Here is a 17,445-nt window from a genome sequence, read left to right as displayed (position 1 = left end):
ACCTGACGCAGCACAGACGCACAGTTGAAGCACATCAAATGACCAATAAGTTATTCGTATAACTTTTTCTTTTAAAAACCTCCGGCTCCCCATGCCAGCGGCATGATTCCCCGCCCTTCTTTGGTGTTAAATCCCAGTAAACAGGGCTATTCGTAGCACAAAACGGTGCCTGCACGAAAAATATGAAAGAGCCATTGACTTAGAAATTCGGAGTGATAGTTTAAATAAACGGTTATACGTATAACCTAATAATCACACCCACTTGAAGAGGTGACCAACCGTGAGTCGAGTCTTGTATTTGTTCGGTGGCTGGCCCGGCCATTACCCCTATGAAATCGCGGCATGGACACGGACCGTTTTCCAGGAGCTGGATTTCGAGGTCGAGGAGTCGACCGATATCTTCACCCTGGACAGGGACTTGACCGGTTATGACCTGATCGTGATCGGCTGGAACAACGCCGTCACCACCGAGACGCTGACCGCCTCCCAGGAAAACCGCCTGCTCCAGGCGATCGAGAGCGGCACCGGGCTGGTGGGTTGGCACGGTGCGGGCGCGGCCTTTCGCGCCAGCCTCAAGTACCACTGGGTCCTGGGCGGCTCGTTTCTCGAGCATCCGATGGGCGAAGGCTTTCCCCATCCGTACCAGGTCAACTTCATCGATCGCAGCCATGAGGTCACTCAAGGCGTCGAGGACTTCGAGGTGCGTTCCGAGCAGTACTACATGCAGGTCGATCCGAACATCCACGTGCTGGCCGAAACCACCTTCGACGGCAACCCGTTCCCCTGGCTGGAGGGCCACCGCAGCCCCGTGGCCTGGGTGCGCCAGTGGGGCGAAGGCCGGGTGTTCTATCACTCCATCGGGCACGACACCAGCAACCTGGCCGACCCGAATATCCGCCGCCTGACCAAGCAGGGCCTGAACTGGGCGACCCGCGGACGCGCCGCCGGCACTGACATCCCCAATGCATCCCACCCGACTTCATCAACCCAAGGAGTCCTGTCATGACCAAATTGACCGGCAGCCAGATCGTGGCGCAAACCCTGAAAAACTATGGTGTCGAATACGTCGCCGGTATCCCTGGCCACGGTATCTGGACCCTCACCGATGCCTTCCTCGAGGAAGACTCGAAGCTCAAGTTCATCCAGGTCTTCCATGAACAGAGCGCGGTACACCTCGCCGACGGCTACTACCGGGTGTGCGGCAAGCCGATGGCGGCCGTCACTTCCATCGGTGCCGGTGCGGCCAACACAGTGATCGGCATGGCCACGGCGTTCACCGACTCCACCAGCCTGATGCTGATCACCGGCGGGCCACCCACCCACATGCGCGGCCACGGTTTGCTGCAGGAGCTGGAGCGCTACACCGATAACGACTTCCCGAAAATCGCCGAAGCCGTGACCAAGCGCCATTGGGTGGCGACCCGCGTCGAAGAACTGCCGTTCATGATGCACCGGGCCTGGAGCGCGATGGTCACCGGCCGTCCCGGTCCGGTCCATCTGGAAATCCCGATGGATGTCCAGGCCGAGGCCGCGGAGGTGACCCTCCACGCCCTGGAAGAGCGTACCCCCATCGGCAAATGCTTCCCCGACCCGGCCGCCACGGCACGGGCGGTGCAAGAGCTGCAGGCCTGCCAGCGCCCGGTGCTGGTCATCGGTGGTGGTGTCATCACCGGCGAAGCCAGCGCCGAAGTGTTCGCCCTTGCCGAAGCCTGGAAAATCCCGGTGGTCACCACCTGGAACGGCAAGAGCGGCTTCCCGGAAGATCATCCGTTGTTCGCCGGTAGCGTCGGCCAGACCGGCACCCTGTGCGGCAACAAGGTCGCCTCCACCGCCGATGTGATCATCGCCGTGGGCTGTCGTTTCACCGACTGGTCGTCGTCCAGTTATGCCAAGGGCGTGACCTTTGCCATTCCGCCGTCGAAGCTGATCCACATCGACATCGACCCCCACGAAATCGGCAAGAACTACCCGGTGACCGTCGGTATCTGCGCCGATGCCAGGTATGCCCTGGCCGCTATCGTCGAAGGCCTGAAAGGCCAGAGCGTCGAACGCGAGGCGTACCTGAGCGACCTGCGTGGCTACCAGGACGAATGGGAAACCAAGCTGGCGGGCCGACGCGATTCCGAGCGTTTCCCGTTTACCTCGCAACGCCCGCTGGGCGCGCTGCGCAAGGTCTTCCCCCGCGACACCATCGTGGTCGTCGGTTCCGGCAACACCCAGGGCGCGGTCAAGCAGACCTTCCCGGTGTACACCCCGCGCACGCACCTGACCTCCGGCGGTTTCTCCTCCATGGGCTGGGCCGTGCCCGCCGCCATCGGCGCCAAGCTGGCCGCGCCGGATCAACCGGTGGTGTGCATCCTGGGCGACGGTGACTTCCTGATGACTTCCCAGGAAATCGCGATCTGCGTGACCAACAACATCCCGGTGGTGTTCATGATCCAGAACAACGCCGGCTACATGTCGATCCGCGGTGGCCAGCGCAAGCAGACCAGTCGCCATATCGGCACCGAGTTCAACCACCCGGACGGTACGCCCTACAGCCCGGACTTCAAGGCGGTGGGCGAAGCCTTCGGCCTCAAGTCCTACCGTGTGGAACGCCCGGAAGACCTCGAGCCGATCCTGCAGGAAGCCCTGGACCTCAACGTGCCCGTGCTGATCGAAGTCCCGACCGACCGCGACGCCGCAGGCCCTTGGGTGCCCGGCTGGTGGGACTTCCCGATTCCGGAGTACATCACCGACGAACGCCAGGATGAATACTGGGAAATCCGCAACTCCGAACAACACCTGTAAGCGCTGGAGCGGCTCAAATGAGTGATGCATTGATTTCGCATCATGCAGAGCTGAAGCCACAACCGAGGGCGCCCCGCGCCCTCGACGTGGTGACACCTGATGCAGATGGCACGGTCAATTGTGATGTGGTGATTATCGGCTCGGGCATGGGCGGTTCGACGTTCGCCCATGCCCTGCGCGATAGCGGGCTGGACGTCGTGGTGGTCGAGCGAGGCGACTTCCTGCCCCGCGAGATCCAGAACTGGAGCGCCGAATCGGTGTTCGGCCAAGGCCGTTACCGCAACGCCGAGCCCTGGCTGGACCGGGACAACCAGGCATTTTCGCCGGGCGTGTTCTACTACGTCGGCGGCAATACCAAGTTCTACGGCGCCATGCTGCCGCGATTTCGCGAGGCGGACTTTGGCGAAATCCAGCACGCCGAGGGCGTGTCCCCGGCATGGCCCATCAGTTACGCCGAGTTCGAACCCTGGTATGCCGAAGCGGAAAGGCTTTACCGCGTCCACGGCCAGGCCGGCATCGACCCCAGCGAACCCTGGCGTTCGGGCCCCTACCCGCAACCGGCGCTGCGACACGACCCGGCCCTGCTCGCGCTGGAGCAGAGCATGCGGCGCTCGGGGCTCAAGCCCTTCGTGATGCCGGCGGCGGTGGACCATGGCGATGGCGGTGGCTGCGTGCTGTGCTCCACCTGCGACGGCTACCCCTGCCTGGTGGAGGCCAAGGCCGATGCCGAAGTGTCGGCCCTGAGGCCCGCGTTAGCGGGTGCAAGCATCCGACTGATGACGCGCACCACGATCAGGCAGTTGAATACCAGCGCCGATGGCCGGACCGTCACCGAGGCACAAGGGGTGATGGATGGCCGCGAGGTGACCTTGCGCGCCACGCGCTTTGTCCTGGCGTGCGGCGCGGTGAACAGTGCCGCGCTGTTGTTCAAGTCGGCCAACGCCAGGCATCCGGATGGCCTGGGCAACAGCTCCGGGCAACTGGGCCGCAACTACATGGTCCACAACAGCACCTTCATGCTCGCGGTGGACCCGCGGCGCAAGAACAAGGTGACCTTCCAGAAGACCCTGGCCATCAACGACTGGTACAGCGCCAGCCCCCACAATGCGTTCCCCCTGGGTAACGTGCAGATGCTGGGGAAGATCCGCGAGCCGATGATCACCGCGATGCGCCCCTGGCTGCCCAGGTTCGCCTCACGCTACATCACCGACCACAGCGTCGACCTGTACCTGACCTCGGAGGATCTGCCGACCCCGGACAACCGCGTCACCTACGACAAGGCGCGCGGCGCGATCAAGGTCCACTGGACGCCGAACAACCTGCAGGCGCATGAAGGCCTGGTCGACAAGACCAGCAAGATCATGCGCGCGGCGGGCTATCCGGTGATCCTGAAGGCGCGCATGGGCATCGCCACCAACTCGCACCAATGCGGCACCGCCGTCATGGGCCGCGACCCGGCCACCAGCGTACTGGACCTGAACTGCAAGTTGCATGACCTGGACAACGCCTGGGTGGTGGACAGCTCGTTCTTCCCGTCATCCGCGGCGGTCAACCCGGCGCTGACCATCGCCGCCAATGCCCTGAGGGTGGCGGCGCATTTCAAGACCGGGCAATAGGAAAAGGCGGTGTGAACTTCACACCGCCGCTTTCAGGGGCTCAGGCGCCGGACGGCTGCACGCTGAGGGTCGACGTGCGCACCACCAGGCGGGTGGCGAATATCTTCTGCTGCGGTTGCAACGGTGCATCGGCCGGCGCGTTCAATTGCTCGGTCAACAGCCGGGCGGCGTGGAGGCCCTTCTCCACCATGGGCTGGGCGATGGTGGTCAGGCCAAGCTGCACCGCTTCGGGAATATCGTCGAAACCGATCACCGAAAGCGTCTGCGGGACCGGGCGATTGAGGGCGTGGGCCGTCTTCATGCAGGCGATCGCCATGACATCCGAACAGGCGACCACCGCGGTGACGTCGTTGGACGTCAGCAGCGTGAAGGCCGCCGTCTGCCCCGATGTCGAATCCAGCCCACCGGCCTCGATCACGCTCAGGTCCTCGAAAGCCAGCCCGGCGGCGCTGGCCGCCTCCACATAACCGGTGAGACGTTCGCGGACAATACGCTCGCTGGCGCTCTTGAAGCGTTGCCGATCGATAGGGCCGCGATAACCGTCCGGATTGAGGCGATCGATGATGACGCCGATCTTGCGATGGCCCAGGTCCAGCAGGTGTTGCATCTGAGTGCGGGCTGCACCGCGATCGTCGATGCCGACAAAAAACGAATTCTCCACCAGCGGCGAATCGATCACCACGAACGGAATATTCTGCTTCACCACCGCCAGCACCGCCGGATGATCATCGGGCAGGGTCGAGATGATCAGCCCGTCCACCAGACCGCGCAGCGCCAGGCTGCTGTGACTGGCGGCCTGGGCACGCCCGACCAGGCGGTTGTTGTTGAGGGGGAACAACGTCAGCGCGACGTTCTCCAGCTCCCCCACTTCGCTGATACCTCGCAACAGGGCGATCGTGCACGGATCGGCAAACGCCAGGGACAACTTGTCCATCATCATCAGCCCGATGGCCCCGATCTTGCCCGAGCGCAGGCTGCGCCCGAGGACATTCGGGCCCGGGTAGCCGAGTGACGCGGCGACCTCGAGGATGTGCTCGCGTTGCGCCGGGGACAACTTCGAGGGGCGATTGTAGGCGTAGGACACCGCAGGCTGGGACACCCCTGCCGCCAGTGCTACGTCTTTCATTGAAACGGCTGCCATCGCTTGCTTCCCACTCTCTCTGAATACCTCTGACGAGGTCCTTGAACTGTAACTGCGCTCAGTGTAACCGCTGCGGGGAACCCTTCGGAACCAGTCGCGTGGCACTGCCCATGATTGCGAACATCAACGAGGCCACGGCCAGCAGCGCCCAGGACAGATTGGTCGCGTGGGCGAACAGGCCGATGACCGCCGGCCCCATGAGGATGCCGAGGTAACCGAGGCTGGTGGCGGCGGCAATGGCCAACTCGCCCGGCATCGTCCGTTGCGCGCCGGCCAGGGACAGGTAGACCGGCGCGATGTTGGCAAGGCCGGTGCCGATGACCGCGAACCCCACCAGGTTGACCAGCCAGTTCGGCGCCAGCACCACCACCAGGAACCCGAGGATCACGATCAGGCCGCCGCCGACCAGCACCGTCCGCGGACCGAGCCTGAGCAGGATGCGGTCACCATTCAAGCGCCCCAGCGCCATCATCACGGCAAAGACCGCGTAGCCGAGGCCACCAATGGAATGTTCGACGCCGCGCACCTGGGTGAGAAACACCGCGCTCCAGTCGAGAATCGCGCCCTCCGCCAGAAAGGCGAACAGGCACAACACCCCCAGCACCAGGACTTTCGCGCTGGGCCTGAGAAAAGCCGGACCGCCCTCGTCGCCACTGCGCCCGAGCATATGCCGCCCACAGGTCAGGACAAAGGCCGCCAGTGCCGCCATCACCGCGGCGCTGGCCTGCAATGGCGTGGCGCCTAGCCAGAGCAAGGCGGTGATTCCCGCCGCACTGACAATCGTGCCCAGGCTGAACAAGCCATGAAAGCCCGACATCAAGGTGCGACCGGTGGCGCGCTCGACCATCACTCCCTGGACATTCATCGTCACGTCGACCGCGCCACAGCCGGCACCGAACACCGTCAGGGCGAACATCAGGCCGACGAATGAATCGATCGTGGCAAGGATGGGCAACGTCAGCAGCACCAGGGCGATGCCGACGTGCATGGTGAAGCGGCAACCCCTGCGTGCGTTGAGGATGCCGGCCAGCGGCATCATCACCAGCGAGCCCAGGCCCAGGCACAGCAACAGGATGCCCAGCGCGCCATCATCGACCCCGGCGCGGCTGCGCGCATAGGGCACCAGTGGCGCCCAGGCGCCCATGCACAGACCCGATATCAGAAACGTCAGCCGGTAGGCCGACATATGCGGCGTGGCGCACGGGACAACCAATTCTTGAGATGACACGCAACCCCCTGCGCTTGAACGACTTGAGTTATACGTATAACCCAAAACAATTCATTAGGCCAATAGCCCAGTGCATAGGTTATGCAGGCCGTCCAAAAAGCGTTGACAGGTCATGATCCACACGTTTTACTTTTCGAAAGGTTATTCGTATAACTTTGATGGCAAACCTGCAACCGCATCATCACCCAACAACAATAAAAGGGACCCTGCAGCGTGATAAACCGTATCCAGAAGACCGCCGTTCCCCCGCGTATCCGCAAGGCACGTATCGCCACGTTTCTCGGTTTCATGATGATCGGCGCCATGATGTACATCTGGTCCACGGGCGTGAGCGTATTCCGGGCCCAGCTGGGGCTCGCCGGGGAACCGGGTGACAGCGACTTCGGCCTGATCGCCCTGGGCGTCGGCGTCGGTTCCGCGGCCGGCGCCCTGCTTGTGGGCCGCCTGCTCGACACCTTTGGCGCCAAACCGGTCATCACCGTGGGCGCCCTGGCCTATCCCCTTTCGATCATCCCGCTGGGGTATGTCAGCGGCTTCTGGTTCGCCCTGTGTTTCGGCACGCTGCTCGGGCTGTTGCGAGGCGCCCTGGACACCGCCCTGAATGCCCATGGCGTGCAGGTCGAGCGGTTTTACCAACGCTCGATCATGTCCGGTTTCCACGCGTTCTATTCATTGGGCGGCTTCCTGCTGGGCATGGCCTGCAGTGGGTTGACCGGTTTCTACACCGACAGCGTACAAGTCCCCTACACCTTGCTGGGCATCGCCATGCTGGTGCTGGGATGTGTATTGAGTCGCTGGCTGCTGGGCAAGCATGATGTGCCCGACCCGCAGGCCGCCGAATGGCACAACGCCGGGGTGGCCGATGAGTCCGGCAAAGGGCCCTCGACCAGGACCCTGCTGGTCATGATCGCCCTCGGCACGCTGCTGCTGGGCAGCATGATGGGCGAGAACGCCATTGCCGACTGGGGTCAGGAATACATTCGCCGCGAGTTCTCGACGACCACTTCCACGGCGGGCATGGCTGTCTCCATCTTCGTCGGCGCCGCCTTTGTCGGGCGTCTTTTCGGTGACCGGCTGGCGGCGGCGTTCGGCAATGCGCAAGTGGTTTTCGCCTGCGGAACGCTGTGCGTCCTCGGCATGATCATCACCCTCGTCGGCGGCAGCGCCACGACCGGCATTATCGGCTTCGCCCTGTTTGGCCTGGGTCTTTCCTGCATTGCCCCGCTGATGATCTCCGCCGCCGGGCGCAGGGATCCCCAGCATGCCGGGCGCAACATCGGCATCGTCAACTGCATCGGCTTTTCCGGGATGCTGGTGGGGCCTGCGGTGATCACCCTGATCGTCAGCCATCTTGGCCTGGGTCGGTTGATGTTCTTCCCGTTGATCATGCTCGGCCTGCTGGCGACATTCGGCCCGCTGCTGATGCGCAAGCCGAAAGCCGTCGCCTGTGCAAAGGCGCAAACCAATGCCTTGTAAGGTCAGGCCGGTCTTTTTTCCTTTTCATCAATGAACTTCAAGATGCTGACCCCGCCCCGCAAGATGTCATCGGCAATGGCCTTGCGGGCCTTGGCCGGTTTCTTGTCCCGCAGCGCTTCCATCAGCACCAGGTGCTCGTCGGCACCGATGTAGGAGTTGTGGCCGAAGGTGTAGAACAGATTCAGTATCGGCCCCATGGAAACCCACAGCCCTTCGATCTGGGCGGTGAGCATGTCCATTCCGGACAGGCGATACAGGGTGAAGTGGAACTCGCGGTTGTGATGCATCGCCGCGAGACCGTCGTTCTTGCGGTCGGCTTCTTCGAACAGACTGTGCAGTTGCGCGAGCTTCTGCAGGTCGGCCTCGGTGACATGCTGGGTGGCCATTTCCGCCGCCAGCCCTTCCAGGGCGATACGGATGGTACGCACTTCCAGGTAGCGCTCGCGAGTCAGCGCCGGCACTGTCGCGAACCGGCCGGAGCGCAGTTCCAGGCCACGTTCGCTGACCAGGCGCAGGCAGGCTTCCCTGACGGGCGTGACACTGGTACCCAGTCGCTCGGCCAGGTCCTGCATGACCAACCGTTCCCCCGGTTGGAAATTTCCGGCGATCAAGCCTTCACGTAGCGAGTAGTAGGCCCGGGCTGAAAGATTGCCTTGCTCCAAGGGTTGAATCTGCACACTTGACTCCTGATAGCTGCGGTCTTGGGTCGCGATAAGACACCACTTATAACATATAAGCCATGCAGTCCTGCCAGAGACGAGGCAACAAATGCGCCGTGTTTCGCGCACGTGCCGCCTCGCCGAAGCAACGGTCAGGCCAACGAGGCCAGGACACTCTCGATCACATCCAGCGACTCATCGAGGATCTCGCGGGTGTGTGCCGTCGAGAGATACAGACGCTTGAGTTGCAGCGGCTGAAAGATGTGATGCCGCTCGATCAGGCGTCGACGAAACGCCATGTCGCGCCTGTCGTCGTTGCGCAGCAGGTCGGTGTACTGACTGTAGGGCCCTTCGAAAAAATACAGCAGCCAGGCCGAACCATAACCGGCGCTCTGCGCGGGAATGCCCAGCCGTTGCACGATGGCGTTCAACTGCGCGCGCATGTAGTCGCCCAGGGCAAACAGCTTTTCATAGGTTCCCGGACGCGCCAACTCCTCGAGGGTCGCCTGGACCGCGGCCAGCGTCGATGGCGTGCCGTTGCAGGTGCCGCCCATGAACACGCCCCTGGCGCCGCTCTCGCCGATCAGGTGCATCAGTTCGCGCTTGCCGGCGATAAAGCCGACCGGATACCCCGACGAGGCGGCTTTGCCAAAGGTCGCCAGGTCGGGCGTGACGCCGACGATCGACTGATAACCGCCCAGCGCATGACGAAAACCGGTGATGACCTCGTCGAAAACGAGGACCACGCCATGATCCGTGGTCAGCCTGCGCAGATCCTTGAGGAAGGCGTCCGTGGCCGCCACCGAGCCCATGTTGTGAGCGATAGGCTCGACGATGATGGCGGCCACCTCCCCGGGGTGGGCCTTGAGAAACCGCTCGACCGCCTCGGCGTCGTTGTACGGCAGGACCGTGGTGAAGTCGGCGGCGGCCCGCAGGATCCCGTCGGACATGGGATCGAACTGGCCGATCCGTTCCCTGGCGGTCTGGCCGTTCATCGCCACGTAGTCGTGCCAGCCGTGATAACCGCCCTGGAACTTGATGATGCGCTTTCTGCCCGTGGCCGCTCGCGCAAGCCGCAAGGCATGGTAGGTCGCCTCGGAACCGCTGTTGCAGAAGGCAATCTGTTCGGCACAGGGGATGTAATGGACCAGGGCCTCGGCCACCTCGACTTCAAGGTCGGTGATCCCCGCGCCGATCAGGTCGATACGCTGCGTGACCTCATACACACGCTCGCGAATCGCCGGGTGCCCATGCCCGAGAACGTGGGCACCGAACCCGCAGTGGAAATCGGTATGGCGCTGGCCGTCGGCGTCAAACAGATAGGCGCCTTCGGCCCGCACAAACGCATAGGGCTGGCCCAGCTTGCGGCTTGGACTCAGATGCCCTCCGGGCAGCACTTTTTCCGCACGGGCATACAACGATTGATTAACCGACATGATGGCCCCCTGCGCTCTTCACTTTCGCCAGCGCTTCACGCGCGACGCCCTCGATGCCGGTGGCGTCCAGACGGTAGTGCCGATAAAGGTGCGTCGGCGGTGCGATCAAACTGTATTCGTCATAAATACCGTGGCGCACCAGACGGACCCCGGCCCCTTCCTCCGTCAGCACTTCCGCGACAGCACCACCCAATCCGCCGAGCACATTGTGTTCCTCGACTGTGATCAGCAGGTTCGAGCCTTCGGCAGCGCTCAAGATGGCGTCCCGGTCGATCGGCTTGAGCGTGTGCATGTCGATGACCCCGACGGACACGCCACTCGCCGTCAGCGCCTTGGCGGCCTGCAGCGTGGGGTGAAGCATGGAGCCGGTGGCAATCAGGGTCACATCGCGACCGGTGGAATGAACGATGGCTTTGCCGAACTCGAAAGTAACATCGTCCGGATAGACGTTGGGTTCCTGACCACGGCCTATGCGGAAATAGATCGGCTGCGGATGGTCAATCGAGGCACGGATCGCCGCGGCCAACTGCGGGCCATCGGCCGGCGCGACCACCGTCAGGTCGGCGATGCTGCGCATGATCGCGATGTCTTCCGTCGCGTGGTGCGAGGTGCCGTAGAAACCGAGGCTGATGCCGGCGTGGTGACCGATCAGGCGCACCGGCAGGGCCGAATAGGCGACGTCCATGCGGATCTGCTCGCAGCACAACAACGCCAGGAACGACGCGAAGGTGGCCACGAACGGCATGGTGTCGGTGGTGGCGATCCCCGCCGCGGCGGACACCATGTTCTGCTCGGCGATACCGAACTGGATGAACAGTTCCGGGTGCTTCTCGACAAACCGGTTGAGACCGTTGGAGTACTGGAGATCCGCCGTGCCGACGGCAATCGCATGCCCTTGGGCAACCAGATCGATCAGGCCTTCGGAAAGGTAGTTGAGCCCCGGATTGATTGCGTTCAGCTGGCGGTATTGCCAGCTATCGGGGTTGATGGGCGCACTCATTGGACACCTCCTTTGGCTTTGATTTCTTCGATGGCAAGCGCTTCATCTTCTGGCGCGAGCCAGCCCAGGTGCCATCCGGGTTCGGTTTCCATGTACTCCACGCCTTTGCCCTTGGATGTCAGCGCGATCACGCAGACGGGACGCTCGCGTTCAGGCTCGGCCTTCAGTTCGCGCAACAGCAGGGCAACGGCGGCGACGTCATGGCCGTCCACCTCGCGCACGTCCCAGCCAAACGCCCGCCATTTGTCGGCGAGCGGTTCGATGCCGACCACGTCATCGACCTTGCCATCGAGCTGATAGCCGTTGCGGTCTACAATGGCGATCAGGTTGCCGGTCTTGTGGTGCGCGGCGGCCAGGGCGGCCTCCCAGACCTGCCCCTCCTGCATCTCGCCGTCGCCCAGCAACACATAGACATCGAATGCCTTGCCCCGCAGCCGTCCACCCAGGGCCATGCCCAGACCGCCAGACAAGGCGTGACCGATGGAGCCGGAGCTGAAATCCACGCCCGGCACCTTGCGCATGTCCGGGTGATCTCCCAGCGGACTGCCCAGCCGGGTGTAGTCATCGAGCCAGGACTTGTCGAAGAAATCCCAGTCGGCCAGCAACGGGTAGAGCCCCACGGCAGCGTGGCCCTTGCCCATCAGGAAGCGGTCCCGCTCAGGCCATTTCGGCTCGCCGCGCTTGAGGCGCATGGCGTCGTAGTACAGCGCGGAAAAAATCTCGGCACAGGAAAACACCGAGGTGTAGTGGCCGACCTTGGCGATGGAAATCAGCCGCACCGTTTCCAGGCGCACGAACAGTGCGCGCTCCTTCAAGTGAGCAATCTGCTCGGGCGTCAACGGCGTTACGGGATCACGAACCGCAAGATTTGCAGCGGGCATGAGGGCACTCCTGAGTGGGTTGATCGAGGCCTGAAATGGCCTTCTTCTTACAACTTATAAGTTATATTTTGTAGAATCAACCACCGCCTGGCGTTTTTATTTTTTATCGCCGAGGGCTTGCGCGACATCCATTTCAATGCCAATCATATAAGTTATAAGTGATCAGTAACGCCAAACGAGGCTTGTCATGATGCAGGAAACCACCCTCCCCCTAACCGAACTGGCCCGCACGGACGTGCGCTTCCACCTGCATTCGCAGACCAATCTGCGGGCGCATCAGCAGCAAGGCCCGCTGGTTATCGAGCGTGGATCAGGGATTCATGTGATCGATGAACACGGCCGCGACTACATCGAAGGGATGTCGGGACTCTGGTGTGCCGGGCTTGGATTCTCCAATGCGCGGCTGGTGCGGGCGGCACAGCGACAGATGGAAGTCCTGCCCTACTACCACACCTTCAACCACCGGGTGCCGAACGTGGTCGCGCAGCTGGCCGAACGTATCGCCGGCCTGGTTCCCTTCGAACAGCCCAAGGTGTTCTTTGCCTGTTCGGGCTCGGAAGCCAACGACTCGATGATCAAGCTGGCCTGGGCCTACCACCGCGCACGGGGCAATAGCCGCAAGCGCCTGATCATTGCCCATCAGAAGGGTTTCCACGGATCGACGGTCATGGGGGCCAGCCTGTCCGGGCTGCCCAACATGCACGCAGCCTTCGGCCTGCCCCTGGAAAACAGCGTGCTGCACGTGCAGTGCCCGCATTTCTATCGCCACGGGGTCGAGGGTGAAAGCGAAGCGCAGTTCACCCAACGCTTGCTGCTGGAACTGGAACAGCGCATCGAAGCCGCTGGCCCGGAAAACATTGCCGCCTTCATTTCCGAGCCGGTCATGGGCGCCGGCGGAGTGATCGTGCCGCCACCCGGTTATTTCGCCGGCGTGCAGGTACTGCTGAAAAAGCACGACATCCTGTTCCTGGCCGACGAAATCATCTGCGGCTTCGGGCGCACGGGGCAGTGGTTCGGCCATCAGACCCTGGGTTTCGCCCCCGACATGATGGCCTGTGCCAAAAGCCTGTCGTCCGGTTATCAGCCCATCTCCTGCGTCGTCGTCGCGGGCCACGTCTACCAGGCCGTCGAGGAGCAGAGCCAGCAACTGGGCGGCTTCGGCCATGGTTTCACCTATTCCGGGCACCCGGTGGCAGCGGCAGTAGCCCTGGAAACCCTGACGATCTATCAGGAAATGGACCTGCCGCAGCACACCCGGGAGATGGGGCGCGTCCTGCACCGGCAACTGGCACCGCTGCTACAGCACCCGCTGATCGGTGAAATCCGCGGAATCGGCCTGGTGGCCGGGCTGGAACTGGTCGCCGACCAACACACCCGCGCCTCCTTCGCCGCCTCCGTCAACATAGGCGCCCAGGTCGAACGGGCCACCCGCGAACAGGGACTGATCGTGCGCAACATGGGCGACTCGATTGCCCTGGCCCCGCCCTTCATCATCGAAGCCGAGGAAATTGTCGAACTGGTGGCACGCCTGACCCGCGCGCTGGATATCGTCGCTGTCGCCAATGGGTTGTCGCTGTGATGAACGCCAAGGCCGATGTACCTCATACCACCGAACCGCTGATCGAATTCAAGGGCGTGCAGAAAAGCTATGACGGCAAGTCCCTGGTCATCAAGGACCTCAACCTGGGCATCAGTCGTGGCGAGTTCCTGACCTTGCTGGGCGCCTCGGGCTCCGGCAAGACCACGACGCTGATGATGCTCGCCGGTTTCGAAACCCCGACCCGTGGCGAAATCCGCATGGGCGGCACGCCGATCCAGAAAAAGCCGGCCCATCAACGCGGCATGGGCATGGTGTTCCAGAACTACGCCCTGTTCCCCCATATGAGCGTCGAAGAAAACCTGGCCTACCCGCTGAGGATGCGCGGCCTGAACCGCAGCGACCTGCAAGCCAAGGTCAAGCGCGCCATCGACATGGTGCAACTGCATGGCATGCAGCAGCGGCGCATCACCGAACTCTCCGGCGGCCAGCAACAACGCGTGGCGCTGGCCAGGGCCATGGTCTTCGAACCGGAAATCATCCTGATGGACGAACCCCTCGGCGCCCTGGACAAGAACCTGCGCGAGCACATGCAGTACGAGATCAAGCAACTGCACAAGTCCCTGGGCGTCACCATCGTCTACGTGACCCACGACCAGAGCGAAGCGCTGACCATGTCGGATCGGGTGGCCGTCTTCCACCAGGGCGATATCGCGCAGATCGGCTCGCCGACCGCCCTGTACGAACATCCGGAAAACGCCTATGTCGCCAACTTCATCGGCGAAAACAACGTCCTGGTTGGAACCGCCCGCAGCCTCGACAACCAGGTCTGCCAGGTGACCCTGGAGAACGGCCTGCAGGTCAGCGGCTCGGCGAAGGCCCTGAACGGTCGCCGGCCGGAGCGCGTGGAATTGGTCATCCGCCCCGAGAACATCCGCCTGGGGCCCGCCGCGGCCATGCCCTGGCAAGCCACCGTGACCGACAGCGTCTATCTGGGCGATCACCTGCGGGTGCATCTGCGCCTGGACAACCAGCAACCGCTGATTGTGAAAGTCGCCAACAATCTCGCTTCCAAACAACTGCAACCCGGCCAGATCACTGGCTTTGACTGGAGTACCGAAGACGCCCATCTATTCGAACTGACCTGATCCCGCGCACGCCCCCAAACCCAAAGTCTCGAAAATAACAATGACCCGAGAGGCAACCATGCAAACCACTTCCGACACCGTTTAGTTCGCTACTGCCCCGTTTGAACCTGGCTAATCCCTTACATCCTCAAACAGCAGGAGGGACAGACATGTCCTCGATATTCAGCCGTACCGTCCTTGTATGTTCGATTTGCGCCGCGACCTTTCTCACCAGCGAGGCCACCCTGGCCCGCGACCTGACGGTGGTGGGATTCGGCGGTGCCACCCAGGAAGCTTTCGACAAGGCCTATTTCAAGCCCTATGCCGCGCAAAGCGGCAAGCCTGTGGTGCAGGACACCTACGACGGCGGCATCGCCAAACAGAAAGCCATGGTCCAGGCCGGCAACCCGACGTGGGACGTGGTGCAGATGGACGAAAACGAGATGGCCCTGGCCTGTGAGCAAGGCCTGCTGGAGCCCCTCGACCAGAGCAAGCTGAGCAGCGCGGCGGATATCCCGCCGGACAAGTTCGCTCCCTGCGGCGTGGGCGCTATCGTCTGGTCGGAAGTCATGACCTATGACAACCGGAAATTCGCCAGCGACGGTCCGCAAACCTGGGCGGATTTCTGGAACGTGAAGAAATGGCCGGGCAAGCGTGGCCTGCGCAAACAGGCGCGGATGACCCTGGAAATCGCCCTGATGGCCGATGGCGTCAAGCCTGCCGAGGTCTACAGCGTACTGGCCACCAAGGCCGGGCAGGATCGCGCATTCGCCAAGCTGGATGAGATCAAGCCCTACATCCAGTGGTGGGAAACCGGCGCCCAGCCGCTTGAATGGCTGTCGTCCGGCAGTGTCGCGGTGACCGCCGCCTACAACGGCCGGATCGCCATCGCCAACCAGCAGGGCGCGCACTTCCCGCTGATCTGGAACCAGCAGCTCTACAGCATGGATTACTGGACGATCATCAAGGGCACGCCCAACCTCAAGGAGAGCTACTCGATACTCGACTACATGCTCAGTCCCAAGGCGCAGGGCGCCTTTGCCCAGGCCATTCCCTACGGCATCGTCAACGACAAGGCCCAGACGGCACTGGACAAGCAGACCCTGGGCAGCCTGCCCACCGCCCCGGCCAACCTGGAATACGCGTTGTTGCTCAATACCCCGTTCTGGGTCAATTACGAAGAAGACCTGATGGCCCGCTTCACCAACTGGGCGGCGAAGTAAGTCACCCCCTGCTTGAACGGCGGCTTCGTGCGTGACGAAGCCGCCGACAGAGAATTTCGAGGTCTGTCGATATGTCCGCCATGGCGCTGGATTCACTTGCAAGCGCGCATCAGAAGTCGAGTCGGCAAAAACGACTGGTTTCCGTGATGCTGCTTTTACCCCTACTGATCTACACCGCGGTGTTCTTTGTCCTGCCCATCGGGATGATGCTCTATCGCGCGGTCAGCAATCCCGAGATGGTCCAGGCCTTTCCCCGGACCGTACAGGCGCTGGACCAGGAAAAACGCAGCGCCCCTCTGAGCGTACCCGGTGACGCCGTGTTTGCGGCCCTGGAACAGGATCTTGTCCATGTCGAGAACCTGGGCGCGGTCGGCGAAGCCGCCCGGCGCATGAACTACGAAAACAGCGGTTATCGTTTTCTCATCACCACCACCGCCCGCCGCTACCAGTGGCAGGCCAATCAACAGCCCGTCGCCGGTGACTCCGCACGTGCCCGCCTGACCGCCATCGACCCGCGCTGGGCCACGCCCGAACTGTGGGATGCCTTCGAACGGGCCTCCCCGGCCTATACCGCCTACTACTTGCTCAGCGCCCTGGATCTGGAGCGCACCGCCCACGGTATCCAGCGGGTCGAGCCGGACAAGCGGGTGTACCTGGACCTCACCTTCAAGACACTGAAGATCGCCTTCGTGGTCTCGCTGTTGTGCCTGGTGCTGGGGTTTCCATTTGCCGTGCTGCTGGTCAAGGCATCGCGGCCCTTCCAGATGGTGTTGATCCTGGCGGTCATGCTGCCGTTCTGGACGTCCCTGCTGGCCAGGACCACCGCCTGGATTGTGGTGCTGCAAGAGAAAGGCATCGTCAATACCTTCCTGATGAACCTGGGCCTGATCGATCATCCACTACCGATGATCTTCGATGCGCTGGGGGTCTACATCGTGATGGTGCATATCCTGCAGCCCTTCACCGTACTGCCGCTGTACAGCGTGATGAAAGGCATTCCGGCGCACTACATGCGCGCCTCGGGCTCCCTGGGGGCTCATCCGGTGCGGGGTTTCTTCCACGTCTACCTGCCCATGACGCTGACCGGAATCGGCTCCGGCACCCTGCTGACCTTTATCGTCGCGGCGGGCTACTACGTCACGCCGACCCTGGTCGGCAGCGCGCGCGAACAGATGCTGGGCTACTTCATCGCCTTCTATACCAACACCACCGTGAACTGGGGGATGGCCTCGGCGCTGGGCCTGGTGTTGATACTCTGTGTAATGGCTATCTATCTGCTCGCGGCCCGACTGGTGGGTATCCGCCAGATCGCCGGGATCAGGTAATCGGGG

At 62.6% G+C, this 17,445-nt stretch carries 14 protein-coding genes; 8 read left to right on the top strand and 6 right to left on the bottom strand.

Annotation, left to right across the window (positions count from 1 at the left end):
- Positions 1-280: 280 nt before the first annotated feature.
- From ACL9RJ_RS01380 to ACL9RJ_RS01370, 3 genes are read left to right on the top strand one after another with little or no spacing between them, the layout of a single operon-like run.
- Positions 281-1,006 (top strand): ThuA domain-containing protein, encoded by a 726-nt coding sequence (locus tag ACL9RJ_RS01380; protein ID WP_177117962.1) that lies wholly within the window; start codon positions 281-283, stop codon positions 1,004-1,006.
- Positions 1,003-2,790 (top strand): thiamine pyrophosphate-binding protein, encoded by a 1,788-nt coding sequence (locus ACL9RJ_RS01375; RefSeq protein ID WP_177117963.1) that lies wholly within the window; start codon positions 1,003-1,005, stop codon positions 2,788-2,790. Before ACL9RJ_RS01380 ends, ACL9RJ_RS01375 begins: the two co-directional genes overlap by 4 nt.
- 17 nt (positions 2,791-2,807) lie before the next feature.
- Positions 2,808-4,406 (top strand): FAD-dependent oxidoreductase, encoded by a 1,599-nt coding sequence (locus ACL9RJ_RS01370; RefSeq protein WP_422764780.1) that lies wholly within the window; start codon positions 2,808-2,810, stop codon positions 4,404-4,406.
- A gap of 40 nt (positions 4,407-4,446) precedes the next feature.
- Here the strand turns inward: ACL9RJ_RS01370 and ACL9RJ_RS01365 are convergent, their stop codons facing one another.
- Both ACL9RJ_RS01365 and ACL9RJ_RS01360 read right to left on the bottom strand, forming a co-directional pair.
- Complete coding sequence (locus tag ACL9RJ_RS01365) at positions 4,447-5,547, bottom strand: LacI family DNA-binding transcriptional regulator (RefSeq protein ID WP_042936503.1); 1,101 nt, start codon at positions 5,545-5,547, stop codon at positions 4,447-4,449.
- 58 nt (positions 5,548-5,605) lie between these two features.
- The gene (locus ACL9RJ_RS01360; RefSeq protein WP_017128571.1) at positions 5,606-6,733 is read right to left on the bottom strand and encodes an MFS transporter; all 1,128 of its coding nucleotides are present in this window, start codon (positions 6,731-6,733) and stop codon (positions 5,606-5,608) included.
- Between the two features lie 258 nt (positions 6,734-6,991).
- On the opposite strand from ACL9RJ_RS01360, the gene ACL9RJ_RS01355 reads away from it, so the two are divergent.
- Positions 6,992-8,251 (top strand): MFS transporter, encoded by a 1,260-nt coding sequence (locus ACL9RJ_RS01355; RefSeq protein WP_422764934.1) that lies wholly within the window; start codon positions 6,992-6,994, stop codon positions 8,249-8,251.
- A gap of 2 nt (positions 8,252-8,253) precedes the next feature.
- Here the strand turns inward: ACL9RJ_RS01355 and ACL9RJ_RS01350 are convergent, their stop codons facing one another.
- The 4 genes from ACL9RJ_RS01350 to ACL9RJ_RS01335 all read right to left on the bottom strand — a co-directional run bounded on the left by ACL9RJ_RS01350 (position 8,254) and on the right by ACL9RJ_RS01335 (position 12,227).
- On the bottom strand, positions 8,254-8,928 hold the full coding sequence (locus ACL9RJ_RS01350; RefSeq protein ID WP_177082753.1) for an FCD domain-containing protein: 675 nt from the start codon (positions 8,926-8,928) through the stop codon (positions 8,254-8,256).
- Between the two features lie 134 nt (positions 8,929-9,062).
- Positions 9,063-10,346 carry an aspartate aminotransferase family protein gene (locus tag ACL9RJ_RS01345; protein ID WP_422764779.1) on the bottom strand — a complete coding sequence of 428 codons (1,284 nt, stop codon included), beginning with the start codon at positions 10,344-10,346 and terminating at the stop codon, positions 9,063-9,065.
- Positions 10,336-11,346 carry a transketolase family protein gene (locus ACL9RJ_RS01340; RefSeq protein ID WP_422764778.1) on the bottom strand — a complete coding sequence of 337 codons (1,011 nt, stop codon included), beginning with the start codon at positions 11,344-11,346 and terminating at the stop codon, positions 10,336-10,338. Before ACL9RJ_RS01340 ends, ACL9RJ_RS01345 begins: the two co-directional genes overlap by 11 nt.
- The gene (locus ACL9RJ_RS01335) at positions 11,343-12,227 is read right to left on the bottom strand and encodes a transketolase (protein ID WP_177108000.1); all 885 of its coding nucleotides are present in this window, start codon (positions 12,225-12,227) and stop codon (positions 11,343-11,345) included. Before ACL9RJ_RS01335 ends, ACL9RJ_RS01340 begins: the two co-directional genes overlap by 4 nt.
- Before the next feature lie 187 nt (positions 12,228-12,414).
- Between ACL9RJ_RS01335 and ACL9RJ_RS01330 the strand changes: the two genes are divergently transcribed.
- The 4 genes from ACL9RJ_RS01330 to ACL9RJ_RS01315 all read left to right on the top strand — a co-directional run bounded on the left by ACL9RJ_RS01330 (position 12,415) and on the right by ACL9RJ_RS01315 (position 17,439).
- Positions 12,415-13,806, top strand: a complete 1,392-nt coding sequence (locus ACL9RJ_RS01330) for an aminotransferase (RefSeq protein WP_422764777.1) — start codon at positions 12,415-12,417, stop codon at positions 13,804-13,806.
- Entirely contained in the window at positions 13,806-14,912 is a 1,107-nt protein-coding gene (locus tag ACL9RJ_RS01325; protein ID WP_017128578.1) for an ABC transporter ATP-binding protein, read from the top strand. The genes ACL9RJ_RS01330 and ACL9RJ_RS01325 overlap by 1 nt, the downstream gene beginning before the upstream one ends.
- Before the next feature lie 149 nt (positions 14,913-15,061).
- Positions 15,062-16,114, top strand: coding sequence for an ABC transporter substrate-binding protein (locus ACL9RJ_RS01320; protein ID WP_422764776.1), 1,053 nt, complete (start codon positions 15,062-15,064; stop codon positions 16,112-16,114).
- A 146-nt stretch (positions 16,115-16,260) separates the two neighbouring features.
- Positions 16,261-17,439 carry an ABC transporter permease gene (locus ACL9RJ_RS01315; RefSeq protein WP_422764775.1) on the top strand — a complete coding sequence of 393 codons (1,179 nt, stop codon included), beginning with the start codon at positions 16,261-16,263 and terminating at the stop codon, positions 17,437-17,439.
- Positions 17,440-17,445: the final 6 nt, after the last annotated feature.

This window comes from Pseudomonas sp. Mn2068 (assembly GCF_049319725.1).
GTDB lineage: Bacteria > Pseudomonadota > Gammaproteobacteria > Pseudomonadales > Pseudomonadaceae > Aquipseudomonas > Aquipseudomonas gingeri.
This window is presented reverse-complemented; position numbering and strand designations above follow the sequence as displayed.

Bases quoted from the DNA above. Each gene is read 5' to 3' on its own strand.
- ACL9RJ_RS01375 (WP_177117963.1), top strand. From the start codon at position 1,003: ATGACCAAATTGACCGGCAGCCAGATCGTGGCGCAAACCCTGAAAAAC.
- ACL9RJ_RS01370 (WP_422764780.1), top strand. From the start codon at position 2,808: ATGAGTGATGCATTGATTTCGCATCATGCAGAGCTGAAGCCACAACCG.
- ACL9RJ_RS01365 (WP_042936503.1), bottom strand. From the start codon at position 5,547: ATGGCAGCCGTTTCAATGAAAGACGTAGCACTGGCGGCAGGGGTGTCC.
- ACL9RJ_RS01360 (WP_017128571.1), bottom strand. From the start codon at position 6,733: ATGTCGGCCTACCGGCTGACGTTTCTGATATCGGGTCTGTGCATGGGC.
- ACL9RJ_RS01345 (WP_422764779.1), bottom strand. From the start codon at position 10,346: ATGTCGGTTAATCAATCGTTGTATGCCCGTGCGGAAAAAGTGCTGCCC.
- ACL9RJ_RS01340 (WP_422764778.1), bottom strand. From the start codon at position 11,346: ATGAGTGCGCCCATCAACCCCGATAGCTGGCAATACCGCCAGCTGAAC.
- ACL9RJ_RS01335 (WP_177108000.1), bottom strand. From the start codon at position 12,227: ATGCCCGCTGCAAATCTTGCGGTTCGTGATCCCGTAACGCCGTTGACG.
- ACL9RJ_RS01330 (WP_422764777.1), top strand. From the start codon at position 12,415: ATGATGCAGGAAACCACCCTCCCCCTAACCGAACTGGCCCGCACGGAC.
- ACL9RJ_RS01325 (WP_017128578.1), top strand. From the start codon at position 13,806: ATGAACGCCAAGGCCGATGTACCTCATACCACCGAACCGCTGATCGAA.
- ACL9RJ_RS01320 (WP_422764776.1), top strand. From the start codon at position 15,062: ATGTCCTCGATATTCAGCCGTACCGTCCTTGTATGTTCGATTTGCGCC.
- ACL9RJ_RS01315 (WP_422764775.1), top strand. From the start codon at position 16,261: ATGCTGCTTTTACCCCTACTGATCTACACCGCGGTGTTCTTTGTCCTG.